The following is a 17,154-nucleotide window of genomic DNA, read 5'->3' as shown; positions in this document are numbered from 1 at the left end:
ATCAAAGCATTTATAAGATATTGCTCTAAAATCCCTTTTATAGATTATTATAATTCAATTAATTTTATGGTAAAATTTATTGGAAATGGAGGTGGCATTTTTTGTATGACATTCGAATTGAAGTCTATCCTGCTTTGGAAGGGGACTGCTTTTTAATAAGCATAGGAAACGAAATAAAAACAAATATTTTAATAGATGGTGGTTTTGCGGAAACATATCATGGTTATTTAAAGCCTAGATTATTAAGAATGGCGGAACATGGCGAGGAATTAGACCTAGTTGTTGTTACACATGTGGATTCGGATCATATTGAAGGAATAATAGAGCTTTTTAAGGAAAATGGAACAGCTAAGAATCCTTTAATTATCCCAATTACTGAGGTCTGGCACAATAGTTACAGACATCTTGATTCAATAAAACAAAAAGGCGAGGAACTTATTCCTGATGAAAAAAGGATTCTTGCGGGGATAATTAGTCAAGGAGGTATTGTTTCAAAGAAAAAGAAAAATAACCCAAATAAAGATGTAAGTGCGAAAGATGGATCTACGTTAGCTGCATTGCTATACAATGGGGAATATAATTGGAATAGTTTATATGGTGGCCGAGCAATAAATTGTAATAACGTGGGATTGATCTCGCTGACACCAGACATCAACATACGTATGTTATCGCCTAACTCAGAGAGTCTGAGGAAGTTAGAGAAGTATTGGGTTAAAGAGTTGAGGAAAAAAAAGTACGACTTTAAGTTAACAGACGATAAATTATTTGATGATGCGTACGAATTTTATTTACTATCCCAAAGAGATTCCCAACAAAATAATGAAAATAAAAATGTATCTCATAAGGATAAAAAATTAAGTTTAGATTATCTTTTGAGTAAAAAAATGAACCACGATGGTTCGTCGGTTAATGGTTCTTCAATTTCTTTTATTATTGAATATAAAGAAAAAAAACTTTTATTCTTAGCGGATTCTCATCCTAGAAAAATACATAAAGAAATCCAAGAGTTAGTTTATAAATTTAATTATGATCCGCTTTTTGACTTTGTTAAAGTATCTCATCACGGCAGTCACAGAAACACCAGTGTTGAACTACTTAGTTTAATCGATTCTCCTATTTACTTATTTTCTACAAATGGCAAAAAGAATAACCATCCCAACTCTGAGACTATTGCTAGGATAATTTCTAGAAAAAAGGAAGAGACGCATAGGCATCTAATATTTAACTATCCTATTAAGAATGATCTCCTATCAGATGAAGAGTTAAGAAAGGAATATAGGTTTTCTGTGGAATTATCTGATGGCAAGCAAATAAAGGTAATTGATTTATAGAGGGGTTAAGCAAATGATTAATAAAGTTGAATCTGAATATGAAACAGCAATAGGTAGATTAATTTGTGGCGGAGAGATCACGGATAAAGCCACTGCTTTCCTTATTTCCCCAACTAAAGCGATTACAGCTACACATGCTCTTGATGAGTATTATTTAGAAGAGGGAGAAATCTGCTTGGAGTTCTTAAATATTAATAAGGAACCCATAAAAAGAAAAGCATCTCCTATTAAGCTTTCCAAAACTTCACATGCACCAATTAGTATTTTGGAGTTGGAAGAACCTGTTCAAAGTAATGTGTATTTAAAGTTCTGTAATTCTCAAGTGCAGAAGGATTCCATATATGAAACTTTTGGATACCCAGTAGTTAAATGGGAAATGGGACATAGGGTAAAGAATACAGTATTAAGAAAAGTGACCAGTGATATGACTAATATATACGAGTGGGATATCGATTTAAACTATGAGGCGAATCTAGAAGATTTCAGTGGACTTTCAGGAGCACCACTCTTTGTAAATGGGAATTTAGTGGGTGTTGTATTAACTGAATCAGTAGCTAACGATAAAGTAATATCGTTAGGTTCTATCAGTGTAGAAAGAATTAAAGATATTTTATTAGAAGCAGAAATTCCAATTGATGAACCCATAATAGATCTTAGTATGGATGAAATATACGATCTAGATGAAAATACGGATTTCTCTGAATCTATATTCATTGTAAAGCTTGAGTCAGCAAAGATTTATGATCATGAAGATTGTCAGCAGGAATTTTTTAATGCTGAAATAGCAAAAAGCTCTATAGAAGGTAGAGGTATTTCAACTGAGATCAAGAGCTTATTAATGTTGAGGAACAATTTAAAAAGTGTCTGGAAAACTCAGCATAGAGTATATAAAGATGAAAAGGATGGTAACGAACTATTAACCAAGGTTTATGAAAGAGTAGAAGAATTAAATGATAGTACCCTTAAAAGTAATCCGGATTTATCATTGATAGCAAAAAAAGGGGTTTTGCACCAATTGTCAGATGAATGTAAGGTTGGATGGACAAAAAATTATAAAATTAGGTTGAAAGAATACCTATCAAAAAAAGGGGAAAAAGATGATTAAAGAGTTGGATTTAGTTAATAGTGATTTGATTTTAAATACAACAAGGATACTCATCTTAATATCCAAGTTCGAATCAAAGAAATCTTTTAAAATGAATTTGAATAAGATTATGCTTTATGATTTTTATATGAAATTTCCTCAAACTATGCTACCAAACGAGATTAAAATGACAAGACAACGAGATTATAATGAATACTATTCCTATTTCCATTTACAACCTAATAGAGATGAATATACTTTATTTTTGAGATATTTAGTAAGCAAAAGACTAATTGATAAAATAATAAATGGAAGTGATTTTTGTTATCGAATCAATAAAAGAGGTACTGAAGTATTGAAAAGTCTAGAAAGTGAGTATTTTCTTGAATTAAGTAGTATTGCAGAATTTGTTAAGAAAGAAATATCAAAACTTAGTGATTCTAAAATAGAAAATAAAATTATAGAATTATCTTTAAAAAATAGGGATGATAATCGATGAATAAAAAAATATTTTTGGAAAAATTAACGCTTATTGGGATAAGAAAAAATTATGAGGTCAAGTTTAAAAATGGATTGAACATCATTTCGGGTCCTATGTCAACTGGGAAATCCTCAATTGCTGAAATGATTAACTATGCATTTGGAAGTCAAAAACATAATATGTATATTGAAATGAGGAAAAGTTGTAAGGAAGTAGAACTGGATTTTTTTATTGGAGAAAGTAAATATAAAATAGTTAGACCGTTATTTGATTTTAATAGACCAATTAAATTGTATAAATGGAAACAAGAGATTGGAGATTTCAGTAAAGATTTTGAGTTATTAACCATCGAATCTCCAGTAAATGAAAATTCTCTTTCCGCCTTCTTATTAGATAAAATGGGCCTTTCTAATATCACAGTTGCAAATCAAACTTTTAGTTTCCGAGATTTATTTAAATATTGTTATGTTAAACAGTCAACTATAGACTCTGAAAATTTATTGCAGGAAAAGGACTGGAGTTCAAGTATTAAAAGAAAACCAACATTTGAAATTATTTTTAATATTTACGATAAATTATTAGGAGATCTTAAGCAAAAACTTAAAGAAAAAAGGCAATATATAAATAATCTAGTAAAAAAAAGAGAAGGCGTGTTGGAATTTTTAAAAGAGATGAAAATATTAGATGGTAAAGACTATCAAGAAGAAAGAAAGCGGCTTAAAGGACTACTTAGTGAGAAAAAAATAAACTTATTGAAATAAAATCCTCTGGAAAATATGATGATGCCCTAACTATGGATATAGAGAATAATATTGCAAGATTAAAAGAGCAAATCATTAAGGTAGATAAGGATATCCAAGACAAGAGAAGATATTTAGAAAAATTGATATTACTTAGAAATCAATATTCAAGTGAGATTCAAAAAATAGAATTTATATTAGAAGGTTCCTTAGTTTTAAATAATTATAAATTTGAAATTTGCCCTTCTTGTCTTAACGAAATTGAGGAAAAAGAAGGTTGTGATTTATGTGGTAGTGAGCTAAAGGAATTATCGCAAGAAGAAACTAAGATTTTTAAGAGTGAAATCAGTAGAATTAGAAGAAAATTCAATAGCTTAACTAGTTTTATTGAATCGCAAGAAGGTTCATTAATTAATAAACAAGAAAGTAAAGAGGAATATAAAAAGCAGTTGCAGCTTAAACAGCATGAACTTGATCGTCTAAGAAATACCTATATTAGTCCATTTATAGAACAAATTGAACAGCTAAATTACGATATTGGAAATATTAATAATAATATGGAGCGATTAGAACATAATTTTTCGATAAATATCCAATTTTCTAAAATTAATGAGAAAATTGTAGAGGAGGAGAAAAATTATGATAAATTAAATGAAAAAATTACCAACCTACAGAAAGATACAATTACAAAAGCTGATGTTATAGAAAAGTTATCTGCATTATTTGCTGGCATTTTAAAAGAGTTTACTTTCCCAAAATTAAGCGACTCCTATATTAAGGAATCTAATTACTTGCCTTACGTTCGAGGAATTAAATATGATGAATTGGGAAGCGGTGGCGCAATAACAATGACCACTATGGCTTATTTTCTTTCAATTGCTCTACTTGATAAAAATAATAAAAATCACCCAGGCTTATTAATTATTGATTCACCACGTAAAAATCTTGGAGCAAACGACGACGATGATGATGATCAGTTTAAAGATGAGGAAATTTTTAATGCAATCATTAATTATTTCATCTCGGTAACACATGACGATAATAAAGAAAAAAGTGAAGGGACTGAAGTTGAAGTTATTGATGATTTACAGTTGATTGTTATTAATAATGGTTATCCTGATTTTGTAGATACAAATGATATTATAATAAGATTTGATGGGAAAGGAAATAAAAAACTTCCCTATGGTTTAATTGATGATATTGAAAACTTATCAAATTAGTAATATTTTTGTTAAGCGGTTTGAACTTGTTCCTAAGGTAGAAGTCAATTTTTATTTATTTTAACTAAACTTTAAAAATAAGCTTTCGGACGACAAAGCTTATTTTTTATGCTTTTTAGTTTTTGATATACAATTTCGATTCTCTCGATGGAATAATGGATAAGGACAAAAAACAGAAGTCAAAGCGTTTGGCATATCATATCGGCTGAGGTGAGAGGCATCTTGAATTTTAAGTGTAAAGAAATTGGGCAATTTGATACTCGTAAAGAAGCAAAGGTCCGCCTTTTAATTGGTACAAGAGATACAACTTGAAGATTAGATAATAAAGTAAACGATTAAATATTATACTTTTAGGAGTTTTTTTTTCTGATTTTAAAAAGTAGACGAATAATACACATTTAAATAAAAATAATATTCTTTTCATTCAGATAATATAAAGGTGGTGTTGGAACTTTACTCAAAATTCAAATAGACAGTGAAACCTAAAGACTCTAAACGTTTTTTCGCTTGAGCAATTCCTTCTTTTGATAAAATGCTGGCACTTCGGCTTGGGGCAATGACACGTATATGACTCCCTTTTTTAAGAGGTGAGGGGGTATGCATAAACAGATCTTCCTTTCCATCACATATTTCTTTATTATATCGGATCAAATAGCGAAAGTCTGTAAAGGCTAGGAGAAAGGATTGGGTCGTGCGTTTCATACAAGCTGTGCAAAGGGTATGGAAGAGAAAAAGACAGAATGAGGGCGGAGAATGTGAAAAAGAGAAGACTGGAATTTTTATTTTTATATTTTATGATATTCGGGGCATATGTGGTGTATTGGTGGACTGTGCCGGCGTGGAGCGTTCAGCTGTACGCAGCGATTTATATCGCCATTATTTTATTTAGTATCATCTCACTCATGCTGGAGAACCGTACATCACAGCACACATTGTTATGGATATATGTGCTCATTTTTTTCCCGATCATTGGCTATATGTTCTATCTGTTCTCAGGGCAGCTCTATGTAAAGGGTCATTTATTCAAATCAAAGAGAATGTATAACCGCGAGAAATTACGCAGAATCTCTGAGCTTGAGAGTAAGCCGAATGAGTCACGTTTAACCGATAATCAGCGTGCTTTTTTTCATTACACAGAAAAAGCAACAGGTATGCATGTGAACACAAATAGTGATATGGAGATTTTAAAGAATGGGGAGGAGACGTTCCCCAGAATTTTTGAAGAGTTAAAAAAGGCAAAATCGTTCATTCATATTGAATATTACATGTTCAAATCCGATTTCCTCGGCCACCGGATGATGGAGATTTTGATTGAAAAAGTGAAAGAAGGGGTAGAGGTCCGTTTCATATATGATGCGGCTGGCAGCATCCGCTTCTCGCGAAAAGATATTAAACGCTTGAAGCAGGCAGGGGTCAAGGTCGCTCCTTTTCTACCTTTAAAATATGGATTCTTTAATCAAAAATTCAATTTCCGAAATCACCGGAAAATCGTCATTATTGATGGAGAGACAGGGTTTGTCGGGGGGTTAAATGTCGGCAAGGAATACGTAGGACGGGATGAAAAGATTGGCTTTTGGCGTGATACGCATGCCATGTTAAAGGGTGAGGCTGTTCAGACCCTTCATTCCGTTTTTATGCTCGACTGGGAATACGTATCAGATGAAGTATTAATTGATGATCCGAAGTATCATACGCCGCATTCTGTGACAGGCGATGATGTCATTCAGGTTGTACCAACTGGACCTGATATGAAAGAAAGTATGAGTGATTTATATGATGCTCTCATTTCTAATGCGAAACAATTTGTCTGGATTGCCACACCTTACTTTGTACCAAACGAATCGATTCGCACTGCGCTCAAAATCGCTGCCACAAGAGGGGTGGATGTGAGGGTGATGGTACCGGAGATCAATGACGGATTTCTCACGCAATATGCCACAAGATCCTATTTTTCTGAGCTTCTAAAAGAGGGCATCAAGGTGTATCACTATCAAAAAGGGTTTATGCATCAAAAGGTGATGATTGCTGATGGAGAACTCGCCTCCGTCGGCACCGCCAATGTTGATATGAGAAGTTTTCAGCTCAATTTTGAGGTCAATGTCTTTACAGCTGCGAAAAAGCCAATTGAGCAATTGATGGCCCACTATGAGGAAGATATGAAGGAATGTGAGCAAATGGGTCCTGTACATTTTTATAAAAGAGGCTTAAAAGAGCGGTTGAAGGAATCATTTGCCCGGTTGTTTTCTGGCGTATTATGAGGATTTCCAGTCAATGAAATCATTTCCTGATCTAGTATTTTGAAGAGGATTCCTCTATAATTGAAAATGATTATCAATTATAGAGGAAATGAGGTTTTTTTACATATGCTAAAACGCTTTTTCGCCTATTACAGGCCCTATCGCGGTCTGTTCTTTTTAGATTTCTTTTGCGCTGTCGCAGTTGGATTAATGGAACTTGGTTTCCCGCTGATCGTGAACTACTTCATTGATACATTATTACCAACAGGGAATTGGACGGTCATTGCCTGGACCGCACTTGCTCTGTTTATCATTTATGCACTCAGCTCGGTTATGCAGTTTATTGTGTCGTACTGGGGGCACATGCTTGGCATCAATATTGAAACAGATATGAGGAAGAAGCTGTTTGATCATTTTCAGCGTCTCTCATTTAAGTTCTTTGATAACAACAAAACGGGTAAGCTTATGTCTCGAATGACAAATGACCTCATGTACATTGGTGAGGTGGCTCATCACGGACCTGAGGATTTGTTTATTGCAATTATGACGATTCTTGGCGCCTTTGCTGTCATGCTGATGATTAACTGGCAGCTTGCTATCTTAACCTTCTTGATCATGCCTGTCATCATTTGGCTTGCCCTTCATTTTAATAAGAAGATGACACAGGCGATTACACAGCTGAACAATGACATTGGAGACTTTCATGCAAGGGTTGAAAACAATATTGGCGGCATTCGTCTTGTTCAAGCTTTTGCTAACGAACATTTCGAGAAAAAGCGTTTTGCTGAAAACAACAACCGCTTTCGGAAAGCGAAGCTTCTTTCATATAAAATCATGTCGGTGAACGGCTCAATCAGTTACATTCTTACACGTCTTGTGACACTGTTTGTCCTTCTGGCAGGGACATGGTTTGTTCTGCAGGGGCAATTAACGGCAGGTGGATTTATCGCATTTGTTCTCATTACAAATGTCTTATTCAGACCGATTGATAAAATCAACACAGTGATTGAAATGTATCCAAAAGGAATTGCGGGCTTTAAAAGCTATGTCGACTTACTTGAAACAGAGCCAGATGTAAAGGATACAGAGGGAGCTCGTGATGTATTCGGACTGAAAGGTGAAATTGAATATCGAAACGTGACATTCGGCTACGATGAGCACAGCCATGTGTTAAAGGACATCGATTTGAAGATCAAACAAGGAGAAACTGTTGCGTTTGTCGGGCCTTCAGGAGCCGGGAAATCGACGATTTGCAGTTTGCTGCCACGTTTTTATGATGTGGATGAAGGGGAGATTACAATTGATGGTGTAAGTACAAAATCGATGACCCTGTCTTCTTTAAGACAGCAGATCGGCATTGTGCAGCAGGATGTCTTTTTATTCTCAGGCACCATTCGAGAAAACATTGCGTACGGCAACTTAGAAGCCAGCGATGCAGAGATTTGGGAGGCTGTACGTCGTGCGCATTTAGAGGAACTCGTCCAGCGTTTCCCAGAAGGATTAAATACAGTCATAGGCGAGCGCGGCGTCAAACTGTCGGGAGGTCAAAAGCAGCGTCTGTCGATTGCGCGGATGTTCCTAAAAAATCCTTCGATTCTTATTTTAGATGAAGCCACATCAGCACTTGATACAGAAACGGAAAAAGCTATACAGGATGCACTGAGCGAACTGGCTGTCGGAAGGACAACACTCGTCATTGCCCACCGCCTGGCAACAATTAAACACGCCGATCGTATCATCGTCGTGACAGAGGAAGGCATCCAAGAACAAGGCCGTCACCAAGACCTTATTCAAATGGGAGGCGTGTACAGCAGACTGCATGAAGCGCAGTTTGGTCATTAAAGAGAAAGCCCTTTTGATAAAGGGCTTTTTTTGTTAGGATAGAAAAAACGTTTGTAGGAAGGATCTGATGGAATGAAGGGGCTTCGGCGATTACAAAAGGGCGATAAGATCGGTATATTTTCACCTTCTAGTCCTGCATCAGCGACCTCGCCTCTTAGGTATGAGCGGGCGAAGAAGTGGCTTGAGCAAAAAGGATTCATTGTGGTTCCAGGATCATTAACAGGGAAAGAGGATTACTACCGTTCAGGTACAATTCAAGAACGAGCAGATGAGCTGAATGAGCTGATGGCTAGAGAGGACTTGGCGTGCATCATGTCAATGATTGGCGGGACGAATTCAAATAGTTTGCTGCCTTATCTTGATTTTGACCTGCTGAAACAACATCCGAAAATCATGATTGGTTATTCAGATGCGACAGCGATTCTTTTAGCGGCCTACGAAAAAACGGGACTGCCTGTTTTCTACGGACCGGCGCTTGTTCCTTCTTTTGGCGAGTTTGAACCGTTTGTCACTTATACATATCAGTCGTTTGAGGACATCCTGATGTCCCATCAAACCATTCCTTATCAGATTGAAAAACCGCCTTTTTGGACAGATGAACGAATCAATTGGGAAGAAAAGACGGGTGATAAAAAGCAGCGTCCAAATGATTGGCTGTGCGTCATAGAGGGACAAGCAGAAGGCAGATTGATCGGCGGGAACTTGAATGCGATGTACGGCATATGGGGAAGTGAGTTCATGCCAGCCATCCAAAACGGAGACATCCTTCTCATTGAAGATTGTATGAAAACCGCGTCGGTTGTTGAAAAGAACTTCTCTTTATTGAAAGTAAATGGCGTGTTTGAACGGGTTTCTGGGATTCTTTTAGGAAAACATGAGCTGTTTGATGATGAAGGGACGGGCAAAGAGCCTTATGAGATTTTACTTGAGGTACTCGGAGAGACAAAAAGACCACTCATCGCTGATTTTGACTGTGCTCATACGCACCCAATGCTTACGATGCCAATCGGGGCACAAGTGAAAATGGATGCATCCTCCAAACAAGTTTGGTTAACAAAAGAGTGGATATAGCAAAAGAGCAGCCCGCGGCTGCTCTCCCAGCATGTAGACAAACCCTCGCATTCGTTGTCACGCCTGCGTGCCGGTGCTCACGAATGTCAAATTCGCTCTGCGCCGGTACTCGTCCTTCCTAGGGCTGCAAAGGTTTTCAATCACGCTGAAAAGAAGACAAAGGGCTAAAATCAACATCATTTTAGCCCTTTGTCAACCAATCTGAAAGAGCAGCCCGCGGCTGCTCTTCTTTATGAAACCGTCTCTTTTTCAAACGGCTGAAGGAGATCTTGCGCTTTTTTCCCCTCTACGACAATTAAGTAATCAGATTCTAAATGAGTGAGCCTGAAGGTTTCAAGCTCTACGATGTTCTTAATGCTGCACATTGTCTTTTTAGAATACACATATAAACGATGCTGAGCCTGCTGGCACTTTTCATAAAGAGAAATAAGCTTATGTAAATTCAACGCTTTCGCAGCGATTCGGATTGAATAGATTTGAGACATCTTCATATCCTCCTGTTAATTACTTTCTCACAATAGCTTTGTTACCCCCATTTGCACAAAGGTAAACCTTTCTCTATGTTTTCCACTCAATGGTTCCCCCGCCCGTCCGCCGATTGCCCCTTATCGCAGACAGCTCTTCGACTAGACGAAGCAGAGCCTGATCCTTTAATTTTGCTTCAATCATAAAATCTACATCACGACCATACGGTTTTAATGCTTGAAAAAGCGGTAAGACAAAGTTCATATCTACTCCATCTGCATGACTGCGTATGGCTTTTTCTGATTTAGGTGAAGACAAATGGATTTTGGGCGGAATGCCAGTGTTTGTCCAAGTGTCGAACATTCTTGGCAGGATGTCATCGAGTGCGGCATCATCATCTTTATTTGCCACATGATGATGGTAATCAAAAACAAACGGAATGTCATGCTTTTCACATACACCAAGCGTTTCCAGCGACGTATATGTTTTGTCATCGTTCTCAAGTGTCATTCTCGCCTTGATATGAGCTGGAAGCTGTTTGATATTTTCATCAAAGCGTTGAAGAGCCGATTCTTTATCGCCGTACGCCCCGCCTACATGAATGTTCATGTAGCCTTCCTTATCGAGCTTCATCGCCTCAAGCATTTGATAATGGTACGTCATATCGATGACGGCATTTTCTGTAATCGAAGGTTTTGGGCTGGTAAACAAGGTGAATTGATTGGGGTGAAAGCTGACCCGTAAGCCGTGCCGTTTTACCAGCTTGCCGATCTCAAGAAATTCTTTGTGAAAAGGTGTCATAAAGTCCCAGCGCACCTCTGGATGGGTCGCGAGCGGGACGATCGAGCTTGAAAAACGGTAAAGCGGGATATCATGAGCAATGGCGAAATAAAGCGTTCTTAATGTATTCACGAGATTGGCTTTTGTTGTTCGCAATAAAGCCTCTTTTCTTTCTTCCTTAGCGAGCTTGCTGTATCTTGCAAAAGTCAGCGACTTGGCAGGAGAAGCTTCCCACAAGGTGACGGCATTGGATACATAACCAAATCGATAACGCATAGGTCATCTCCTTTATAAAAAATACGAGAACATGGCGGCAACCCACTCAAGCGGCCGTGTGAAAAGAGGGCGCTTTGACAATGTTTCTTCTGTCAGGATCTCAGATACTTCCATATGCTCCCGAATTATTTCCTCTACGTGTGCAGTAAAGTCGGGATCATCAATGGCTACATCTACTTCTTCGTTTAAAAACAAGCTTCGTTTATCAAAATTCGCGGTACTGATCATACAGCGGCTGTGATCAATCAATATGGCTTTCGAATGATAAAAACCTTTATAAAAACGATAAACAAGACATCCAGAGGCAATGAGGTCCTTCAAATAATGAAAGCCAGCCTCTTTGACAAGTGGATGATCCGCTTTCATTGGAATGATGATTTCAACTGTGACGCCCCGCTTTCGTGCATCAAGCAGCGCCTTCAGAAGAGGGGAAGATGGAATAAAATAAGGCGTACAGATGATGATCTGTTTCCTCGCCTGCTCAATATCTTGGAGAAATAAAGCTTCTAAAGAAAAGCCAGCAGTCGCGCGTGTTGTGCATTGTAATGTTCCCGGTTCCAATGCAGGGAAAACCTCATATTGCAGCTGATGAATGCCAGACGACCGGTACAAATCATTCAGAAATACATGCTGGAGATCTGCGACAACCTGTCCAGTCATCCGCAAATGATAATCCTTCCAAATGCCAAACCGGCCTTTCTTTCCAACATATTCATCGCCTATATTAAATCCGCCAATATAGCCAATTTTCCCATCAATCACCGTAATTTTACGGTGATTTCTCATGTTTAGACGGTAAATCAAAAAAGGAAAACGAGGCTTATTTAAAAAGTAAAATTGAATGCCGCTTCTTTCTAGCATGTCAATCGCCTTTTGATCAAACGGATAGGAGCCTAATCGGTCGGTCAGCAAAAAGACGGAAACGCCTTGCTCCGCTTTGGCTTTCAATGCTTGTAAGACCCTTTGACCAATCTTGTCGTTCTTTACAATAAAGAACATCATATGAATAGAAGAAGAGGCCTGCTGTATATCGGTAATCAGCTGATCGAAAAATGGTTCGCCATCATGATAAAAGGCAGCATCGCCGCTTGTTTGGTCAAAAGACCGTTCAAATGCGTGAGTAGAAAAATATTTCCTTCCCATATAAAGGTCTAACATCACGAGCAAAACGATGGCAATGAGTACGAGTAGGATGATCAATGCGATCATGAAACTTCCTCCTTTTTTGCATATTTCAATAGTGTACCCAAACGTGTAAAAAATATTGACTGAATACTCATTCATTATTTATGATAGAGGTACAACATGGAAACGGAACAAAGAGGGTTTTGGGGAATGAAAGGGGGAGCAAGATGAATAGCCTTTTAATCATCAACTTGATCGCATTTGCGGCGGTGACCGCTTACGCTGTGTATTTGTTTGTTTATCTCATTCGAACACGAGCGGCTTATATTCGTCTTGGTAAAAAAGAAGAGTTTCAACAAGACATGAAGAAACGCTTAGAGCGTGTTTGGGTCAACGTATTTGGGCAAAAGAAGCTGTTAAAGGACAAGAAGAGCGGCATCATTCATGTGCTGTTTTTCTACGGATTTATCCTCGTACAGTTCGGAGCCCTTGATTTTATTCTGAAGGGGCTTATTCCAGACAGCGGGCTTCCTTTAGGTCCGGTGTACGGCGTCTTTACGTTTTTCCAAGAGGTGGTCACACTTCTCATTTTAGTGGCCGTTGTATGGGCTTTCCATAGAAGATACGTGGAAAAGCTTGTCCGTTTAAAACGAGGCTTCAAATCGGGACTAGTGCTTTTATTTATTGGCGGCTTAATGCTCACAGTCTTACTTGGGAACGGCATGAACATCATCTGGCATGGACACTCTCTATCACCAACTGAGCCAATTGCTTCTGGTATTGCCTTCTTGCTGGGCGGAATTTCACCTCTTGCGGCTGCGATTGTTTTTTATGCCGCATGGTGGGTGCATCTTCTTATTTTGCTGACATTCTTAGTATATGTTCCTCAGTCAAAGCACGCCCATCTGATTGCAGGGCCTGTGAACGTATTTGTCAGCAGATTAGACCCACCAGGCAAGCTGCAAAAAATCGATTTTGAAGATGAGACACAAGAGACCTTCGGTGTGGGAAAAATTGAAGACTTTCGTCAGTCTCAGCTGATCGATCTTTACGCCTGTGTGGAATGCGGGCGCTGCACGAATATGTGCCCGGCAACAGGGACAGGGAAGATGCTGTCTCCAATGGATTTGATTTTAAGGTTAAGAGATCATTTAACCAATAAAGGGGCCGCCATTACCTCGAAAACACCTTGGGTCCCGCAGCTTGCCTTCAAGCAGACAACAGGAAACCAGCTGGCACTGCAGGCGAGAGGAGCAGGTGCGGAAGAGTCGGCTGCCAGCTCTATATATCATCCTTCTCTTATTGGAGAGGTCATTACAGAAGAAGAGATCTGGGCATGTACGACATGCCGAAACTGTGAAGACCAATGCCCTGTCATGAATGAACACGTTGATAAGATTATTGATATGCGCAGATATCTTGTGCTGACCGAAGGGAAAATGGATGCGGATGCACAGCGTGCCATGACAAGCATTGAGCGCCAAGGGAACCCGTGGGGATTGAACCGGAAAGAAAGAGAAAATTGGCGTGAACTGAGAGAAGATGTGCATGTGCCGACAGTGAAAGAGCTGAAAAAAGCAGAGCAAACCTTTGATTATTTATTCTGGGTTGGTTCAATGGGGGCATATGACAATCGAAGCCAAAAGATTGCACTTGCCTTTGCAAAACTCCTCAATGAAGCGGGGGTATCCTTTGCGATCCTAGGCAATAAAGAGAAAAACTCAGGCGATACACCAAGAAGACTCGGAAACGAATTTTTATTCCAAGAGCTTGCTGCAAAAAACATTGAAGAATTCCAGAAAAACGGCGTCACAAAGATCGTCACGATTGATCCACACGCCTACAACTTATTTAAAAATGAATATCCAGACTTTGGACTTGAGGCAGAAGTGTACCATCATACAGAATTACTGGCAGAGTTAGTGAAAGAAGGGAAAATAACGCCTGTACATGAAGTGAACGAAGTGATTACTTTCCACGACTCATGCTACTTAGGCAGATATAACGAAGTGTACGACCCGCCAAGAGACATTTTAAAAGCCATTCCAGGTGTGACGCTGAAAGAAATGGAACGCAACCGTGAAACTGGTATGTGCTGCGGAGCAGGTGGGGGCTTAATGTGGATGGAAGAAGAGACGGGTACCCGGATTAACACTGCACGAACGGAGCAGGCGTTACAGGTCCAGCCGTCCATCATCAGCTCAGGGTGTCCTTATTGCTTAACGATGCTGGGAGATGGGACGAAGGCGAAGGAAGTAGAGGAGCAGGTAGGCACATTTGATGTCGCCGAACTTCTTGAAAAATCAGTGTTTGGCGAGCCTGGAAAACAGGTGTCGTAAAGATGACAGGCCGATGAATAGAATGTTCATCGGCTTATCCATGGCGCTGTTACATCAGCTGCCTAGATGATATGTAAGCGGTAACAATTAGGGAGGGACATACATGAGTACGACGGTCATTGTATCTGGAGCAAGAACACCATTTGGAAAACTAGGCGGTGCTCTCAGTGGTTTGACTGCCGCAGAACTAGGCGGTATAGCGATCAAGGCTGCACTGGAAAGAGTTTCGGGTTCTCATGAAATAGATGAAGTCATCATGGGAAGTGTTTTACAAGGAGGGCAAGGGCAGATTCCTTCAAGGCAAGCAGCAAGATATGCTGATCTTCCTTGGTCTGTTCCAACACAAACCATCAATAAAGTCTGTGCTTCAGGCATGCGCAGTGTGACCGCAGCAGATCAAATCATTCGAGCCGGAGATGCTGAGGTCATCGCAGCGGGCGGTATGGAATCCATGTCTCACGCTCCTTATCTGCTAAAAAAAGCGCGATGGGGCTACAAAATGGGTGATGGTGCAGTACAAGATGCGATGATTTTAGATGGATTGACCTGTTCGTTTACAGGCGTTCATATGGGTGAGTATGGAAGTATGGCTGCAAAGGAGCTCGGCATCACGCGCGAAGAGCAGGATCTGTGGGCACACAGAAGTCATGAACGGGCCATCGAAGCGCAAAAAAACGGCTTTTTTCAACATGAAATCGCCCCCGTCACCGTCAAAACAAAAACGGGAGAACGGCTGATTACAGAAGATGAATCTCCGCGGCGTGATACGTCATATGAACGGCTGTCAAAGCTCATGCCTGTTTTTGATCAGAAGGGCACCATCACCGCTGGAAATGCACCAGGTGTCAATGATGGCGCAAGTGCGCTTCTTTTAATGAAAGACACGTATGCTGCACGGCATGACGTAAAGCCAATGGCAGTCGTTCTCGGTCATGCTCAGGTTGCTGTAGAGGCAAAGGATTTTCCGAAAACACCAGCCTTTGCCATCGAGAAGCTTTTAAAGAAAACAGGAAAGCGCCTAGAGGATATTGATTTGTTTGAAATCAATGAGGCCTTTTCAGCTGTGGCTCTGGCATGTGAAAAAATAACTGGGATCGACCGGCGGAAAATGAATATCAACGGAGGGGCTGTCGCGCTCGGTCATCCGATTGGGGCAAGCGGAACACGCGTGATATTGACATTGATTCATGCATTAAGACAAAGAGGCGGAGGCATTGGCATTGCGGCGATTTGCAGCGGAGGCGGTCAAGGAGACGCCATCATGATAAAGGTAGATGAAAAGGGAGGCGTTTATTGATGAGTATAGAAGAGACCGTTATGGTCGTTGGGGCTGGTCAAATGGGATCAGGCATTGCCCAAGTGTTTGCTCAGTCAGGCTATACAGTCCTGCTCCATGATGTATCAGAAAAGCAGATTCATCGAGCGATCTCCTCCATGACCAAACAACTGACGAAGAGGGCAGAAAAAGGAAAGCTGGCACATCAGGCAGTCCGAGATATTACGCAGCGGCTTGCCGTTTCCACAGATTTAAAAGACGTACAGCAGGCTCATTTAGTCATAGAAGCCGCATCAGAACAAATGAGTGTGAAAAAACAAATCTTTGAAACACTTGATCAATTTGCAGAGGCGGAGGCCATATTTGCGTCAAACACGTCTTCCTTGTCGATCACAGAATTAGCAGCTGTGACGAGCAGACCGGAGAAAGTGATTGGCATGCATTTTATGAATCCGGTTCCTGTCATGAAACTGGTTGAAGTCATTCGAGCGCTGCAAACGAGTGATGACACATATCAAGTTGTTTATGAAACAGCGAAGACATTAAACAAAACCCCAATTGAAGTGGAAGACTTCCCAGGGTTTGTATCAAACCGCATATTGATGCCAATGATCAATGAAGCCATTTACACCCTGTATGAAGGCGTAGCAGATGCAGAAAGCATTGATGGCGTGATGACACTTGGGATGAATCATCCAATGGGGCCGCTTCGTCTAGCTGATTTCATCGGACTGGATACATGTTTATTTATTATGAATACCCTTCACGAGGGACTTGGAGACAGCAAATATCGACCTTGTCCTCTTTTGAAAAAATACGTGAATGCAGGCTGGCTGGGCAAAAAGACAAAGAGAGGTTTTTACACATACCACGACCACTCATAGGGG

General features: G+C 39.6%; 14 protein-coding genes and 1 pseudogene. 11 read left to right on the top strand and 4 right to left on the bottom strand.

What is annotated here, in order from left to right:
- Positions 1-101: 101 nt before the first annotated feature.
- From avs1a to NSS80_RS18195, 5 genes are read left to right on the top strand one after another with little or no spacing between them, the layout of a single operon-like run.
- A complete protein-coding gene (gene avs1a / locus NSS80_RS18215) occupies positions 102-1,331 on the top strand; it encodes an AVAST type 1 anti-phage system MBL fold metallo-hydrolase Avs1a (protein ID WP_041115502.1) in 1,230 nt (409 codons plus the stop codon).
- Positions 1,332-1,344: 13 nt separating this feature from the next.
- Entirely contained in the window at positions 1,345-2,436 is a 1,092-nt protein-coding gene (locus tag NSS80_RS18210; protein ID WP_052470319.1) for a hypothetical protein, read from the top strand.
- Entirely contained in the window at positions 2,429-2,914 is a 486-nt protein-coding gene (locus NSS80_RS18205) for an ABC-three component system middle component 2 (protein WP_052470320.1), read from the top strand. Before NSS80_RS18210 ends, NSS80_RS18205 begins: the two co-directional genes overlap by 8 nt.
- Positions 2,911-3,657 (top strand): AAA family ATPase, encoded by a 747-nt coding sequence (locus NSS80_RS18200; RefSeq protein WP_342498373.1) that lies wholly within the window; start codon positions 2,911-2,913, stop codon positions 3,655-3,657. The genes NSS80_RS18205 and NSS80_RS18200 overlap by 4 nt, the downstream gene beginning before the upstream one ends.
- Before the next feature lie 32 nt (positions 3,658-3,689).
- Complete coding sequence (locus tag NSS80_RS18195) at positions 3,690-4,856, top strand: hypothetical protein (RefSeq protein ID WP_342498372.1); 1,167 nt, start codon at positions 3,690-3,692, stop codon at positions 4,854-4,856.
- 471 nt (positions 4,857-5,327) lie between these two features.
- Here the strand turns inward: NSS80_RS18195 and NSS80_RS18190 are convergent.
- Positions 5,328-5,459: pseudogene (locus NSS80_RS18190) on the bottom strand (LD-carboxypeptidase); the annotation flags it as partial.
- A 152-nt stretch (positions 5,460-5,611) separates the two neighbouring features.
- Here NSS80_RS18190 and cls (NSS80_RS18185) point away from each other — a divergent pair.
- The 3 genes from cls (NSS80_RS18185) (at position 5,612) to NSS80_RS18175 (ending at position 10,006) form a co-directional block, all read left to right on the top strand.
- Entirely contained in the window at positions 5,612-7,114 is a 1,503-nt protein-coding gene (gene cls / locus NSS80_RS18185; protein WP_024423762.1) for a cardiolipin synthase, read from the top strand.
- A 105-nt stretch (positions 7,115-7,219) separates the two neighbouring features.
- Positions 7,220-8,935 (top strand): ABC transporter ATP-binding protein, encoded by a 1,716-nt coding sequence (locus NSS80_RS18180; protein ID WP_041088614.1) that lies wholly within the window; start codon positions 7,220-7,222, stop codon positions 8,933-8,935.
- A gap of 72 nt (positions 8,936-9,007) precedes the next feature.
- Entirely contained in the window at positions 9,008-10,006 is a 999-nt protein-coding gene (locus NSS80_RS18175; protein WP_211043635.1) for a S66 peptidase family protein, read from the top strand.
- 230 nt (positions 10,007-10,236) lie between these two features.
- Here the strand turns inward: NSS80_RS18175 and NSS80_RS18170 are convergent, their stop codons facing one another.
- The 3 genes from NSS80_RS18170 to cls (NSS80_RS18160) all read right to left on the bottom strand — a co-directional run bounded on the left by NSS80_RS18170 (position 10,237) and on the right by cls (NSS80_RS18160) (position 12,736).
- Entirely contained in the window at positions 10,237-10,491 is a 255-nt protein-coding gene (locus tag NSS80_RS18170) for a general stress protein (protein WP_073207741.1), read from the bottom strand.
- 73 nt (positions 10,492-10,564) lie between these two features.
- Positions 10,565-11,527 (bottom strand): UV DNA damage repair endonuclease UvsE, encoded by a 963-nt coding sequence (gene uvsE, locus NSS80_RS18165; RefSeq protein ID WP_041115505.1) that lies wholly within the window; start codon positions 11,525-11,527, stop codon positions 10,565-10,567.
- A gap of 12 nt (positions 11,528-11,539) precedes the next feature.
- Positions 11,540-12,736: a cardiolipin synthase gene (cls, locus tag NSS80_RS18160; RefSeq protein WP_317221782.1), complete on the bottom strand. Its 1,197-nt coding sequence runs from the start codon at positions 12,734-12,736 to the stop codon at positions 11,540-11,542.
- Positions 12,737-12,879: 143 nt separating this feature from the next.
- Between cls (NSS80_RS18160) and NSS80_RS18155 the strand changes: the two genes are divergently transcribed.
- The 3 genes from NSS80_RS18155 to NSS80_RS18145 all read left to right on the top strand — a co-directional run bounded on the left by NSS80_RS18155 (position 12,880) and on the right by NSS80_RS18145 (position 17,151).
- The gene (locus NSS80_RS18155; RefSeq protein ID WP_024426357.1) at positions 12,880-14,991 is read left to right on the top strand and encodes a heterodisulfide reductase-related iron-sulfur binding cluster; all 2,112 of its coding nucleotides are present in this window, start codon (positions 12,880-12,882) and stop codon (positions 14,989-14,991) included.
- Positions 14,992-15,094: 103 nt separating this feature from the next.
- Entirely contained in the window at positions 15,095-16,288 is a 1,194-nt protein-coding gene (locus tag NSS80_RS18150; protein WP_317221783.1) for an acetyl-CoA C-acetyltransferase, read from the top strand.
- Positions 16,288-17,151, top strand: coding sequence for a 3-hydroxybutyryl-CoA dehydrogenase (locus NSS80_RS18145; protein WP_111926868.1), 864 nt, complete (start codon positions 16,288-16,290; stop codon positions 17,149-17,151). Before NSS80_RS18150 ends, NSS80_RS18145 begins: the two co-directional genes overlap by 1 nt.
- The last annotated feature ends 3 nt before the right edge of the window (positions 17,152-17,154 follow it).

It is taken from the genome of Bacillus sp. FSL M8-0350 (genome assembly GCF_038593345.1).
In the GTDB taxonomy this organism is placed as follows: domain Bacteria; phylum Bacillota; class Bacilli; order Bacillales; family Bacillaceae; genus Bacillus; species Bacillus safensis.
This window is presented reverse-complemented; position numbering and strand designations above follow the sequence as displayed.

Bases quoted from the DNA above. Each gene is read 5' to 3' on its own strand.
- NSS80_RS18195 (WP_342498372.1), top strand. From the start codon at position 3,690: ATGGATATAGAGAATAATATTGCAAGATTAAAAGAGCAAATCATTAAG.
- NSS80_RS18145 (WP_111926868.1), top strand. From the start codon at position 16,288: ATGAGTATAGAAGAGACCGTTATGGTCGTTGGGGCTGGTCAAATGGGA.
- NSS80_RS18155 (WP_024426357.1), top strand. From the start codon at position 12,880: ATGAATAGCCTTTTAATCATCAACTTGATCGCATTTGCGGCGGTGACC.
- NSS80_RS18205 (WP_052470320.1), top strand. From the start codon at position 2,429: ATGATTAAAGAGTTGGATTTAGTTAATAGTGATTTGATTTTAAATACA.
- NSS80_RS18200 (WP_342498373.1), top strand. From the start codon at position 2,911: ATGAATAAAAAAATATTTTTGGAAAAATTAACGCTTATTGGGATAAGA.
- NSS80_RS18180 (WP_041088614.1), top strand. From the start codon at position 7,220: ATGCTAAAACGCTTTTTCGCCTATTACAGGCCCTATCGCGGTCTGTTC.
- cls (WP_317221782.1), bottom strand. From the start codon at position 12,736: ATGATCGCATTGATCATCCTACTCGTACTCATTGCCATCGTTTTGCTC.
- NSS80_RS18170 (WP_073207741.1), bottom strand. From the start codon at position 10,491: ATGTCTCAAATCTATTCAATCCGAATCGCTGCGAAAGCGTTGAATTTA.
- uvsE (WP_041115505.1), bottom strand. From the start codon at position 11,527: ATGCGTTATCGATTTGGTTATGTATCCAATGCCGTCACCTTGTGGGAA.
- NSS80_RS18150 (WP_317221783.1), top strand. From the start codon at position 15,095: ATGAGTACGACGGTCATTGTATCTGGAGCAAGAACACCATTTGGAAAA.
- NSS80_RS18210 (WP_052470319.1), top strand. From the start codon at position 1,345: ATGATTAATAAAGTTGAATCTGAATATGAAACAGCAATAGGTAGATTA.
- NSS80_RS18175 (WP_211043635.1), top strand. From the start codon at position 9,008: ATGAAGGGGCTTCGGCGATTACAAAAGGGCGATAAGATCGGTATATTT.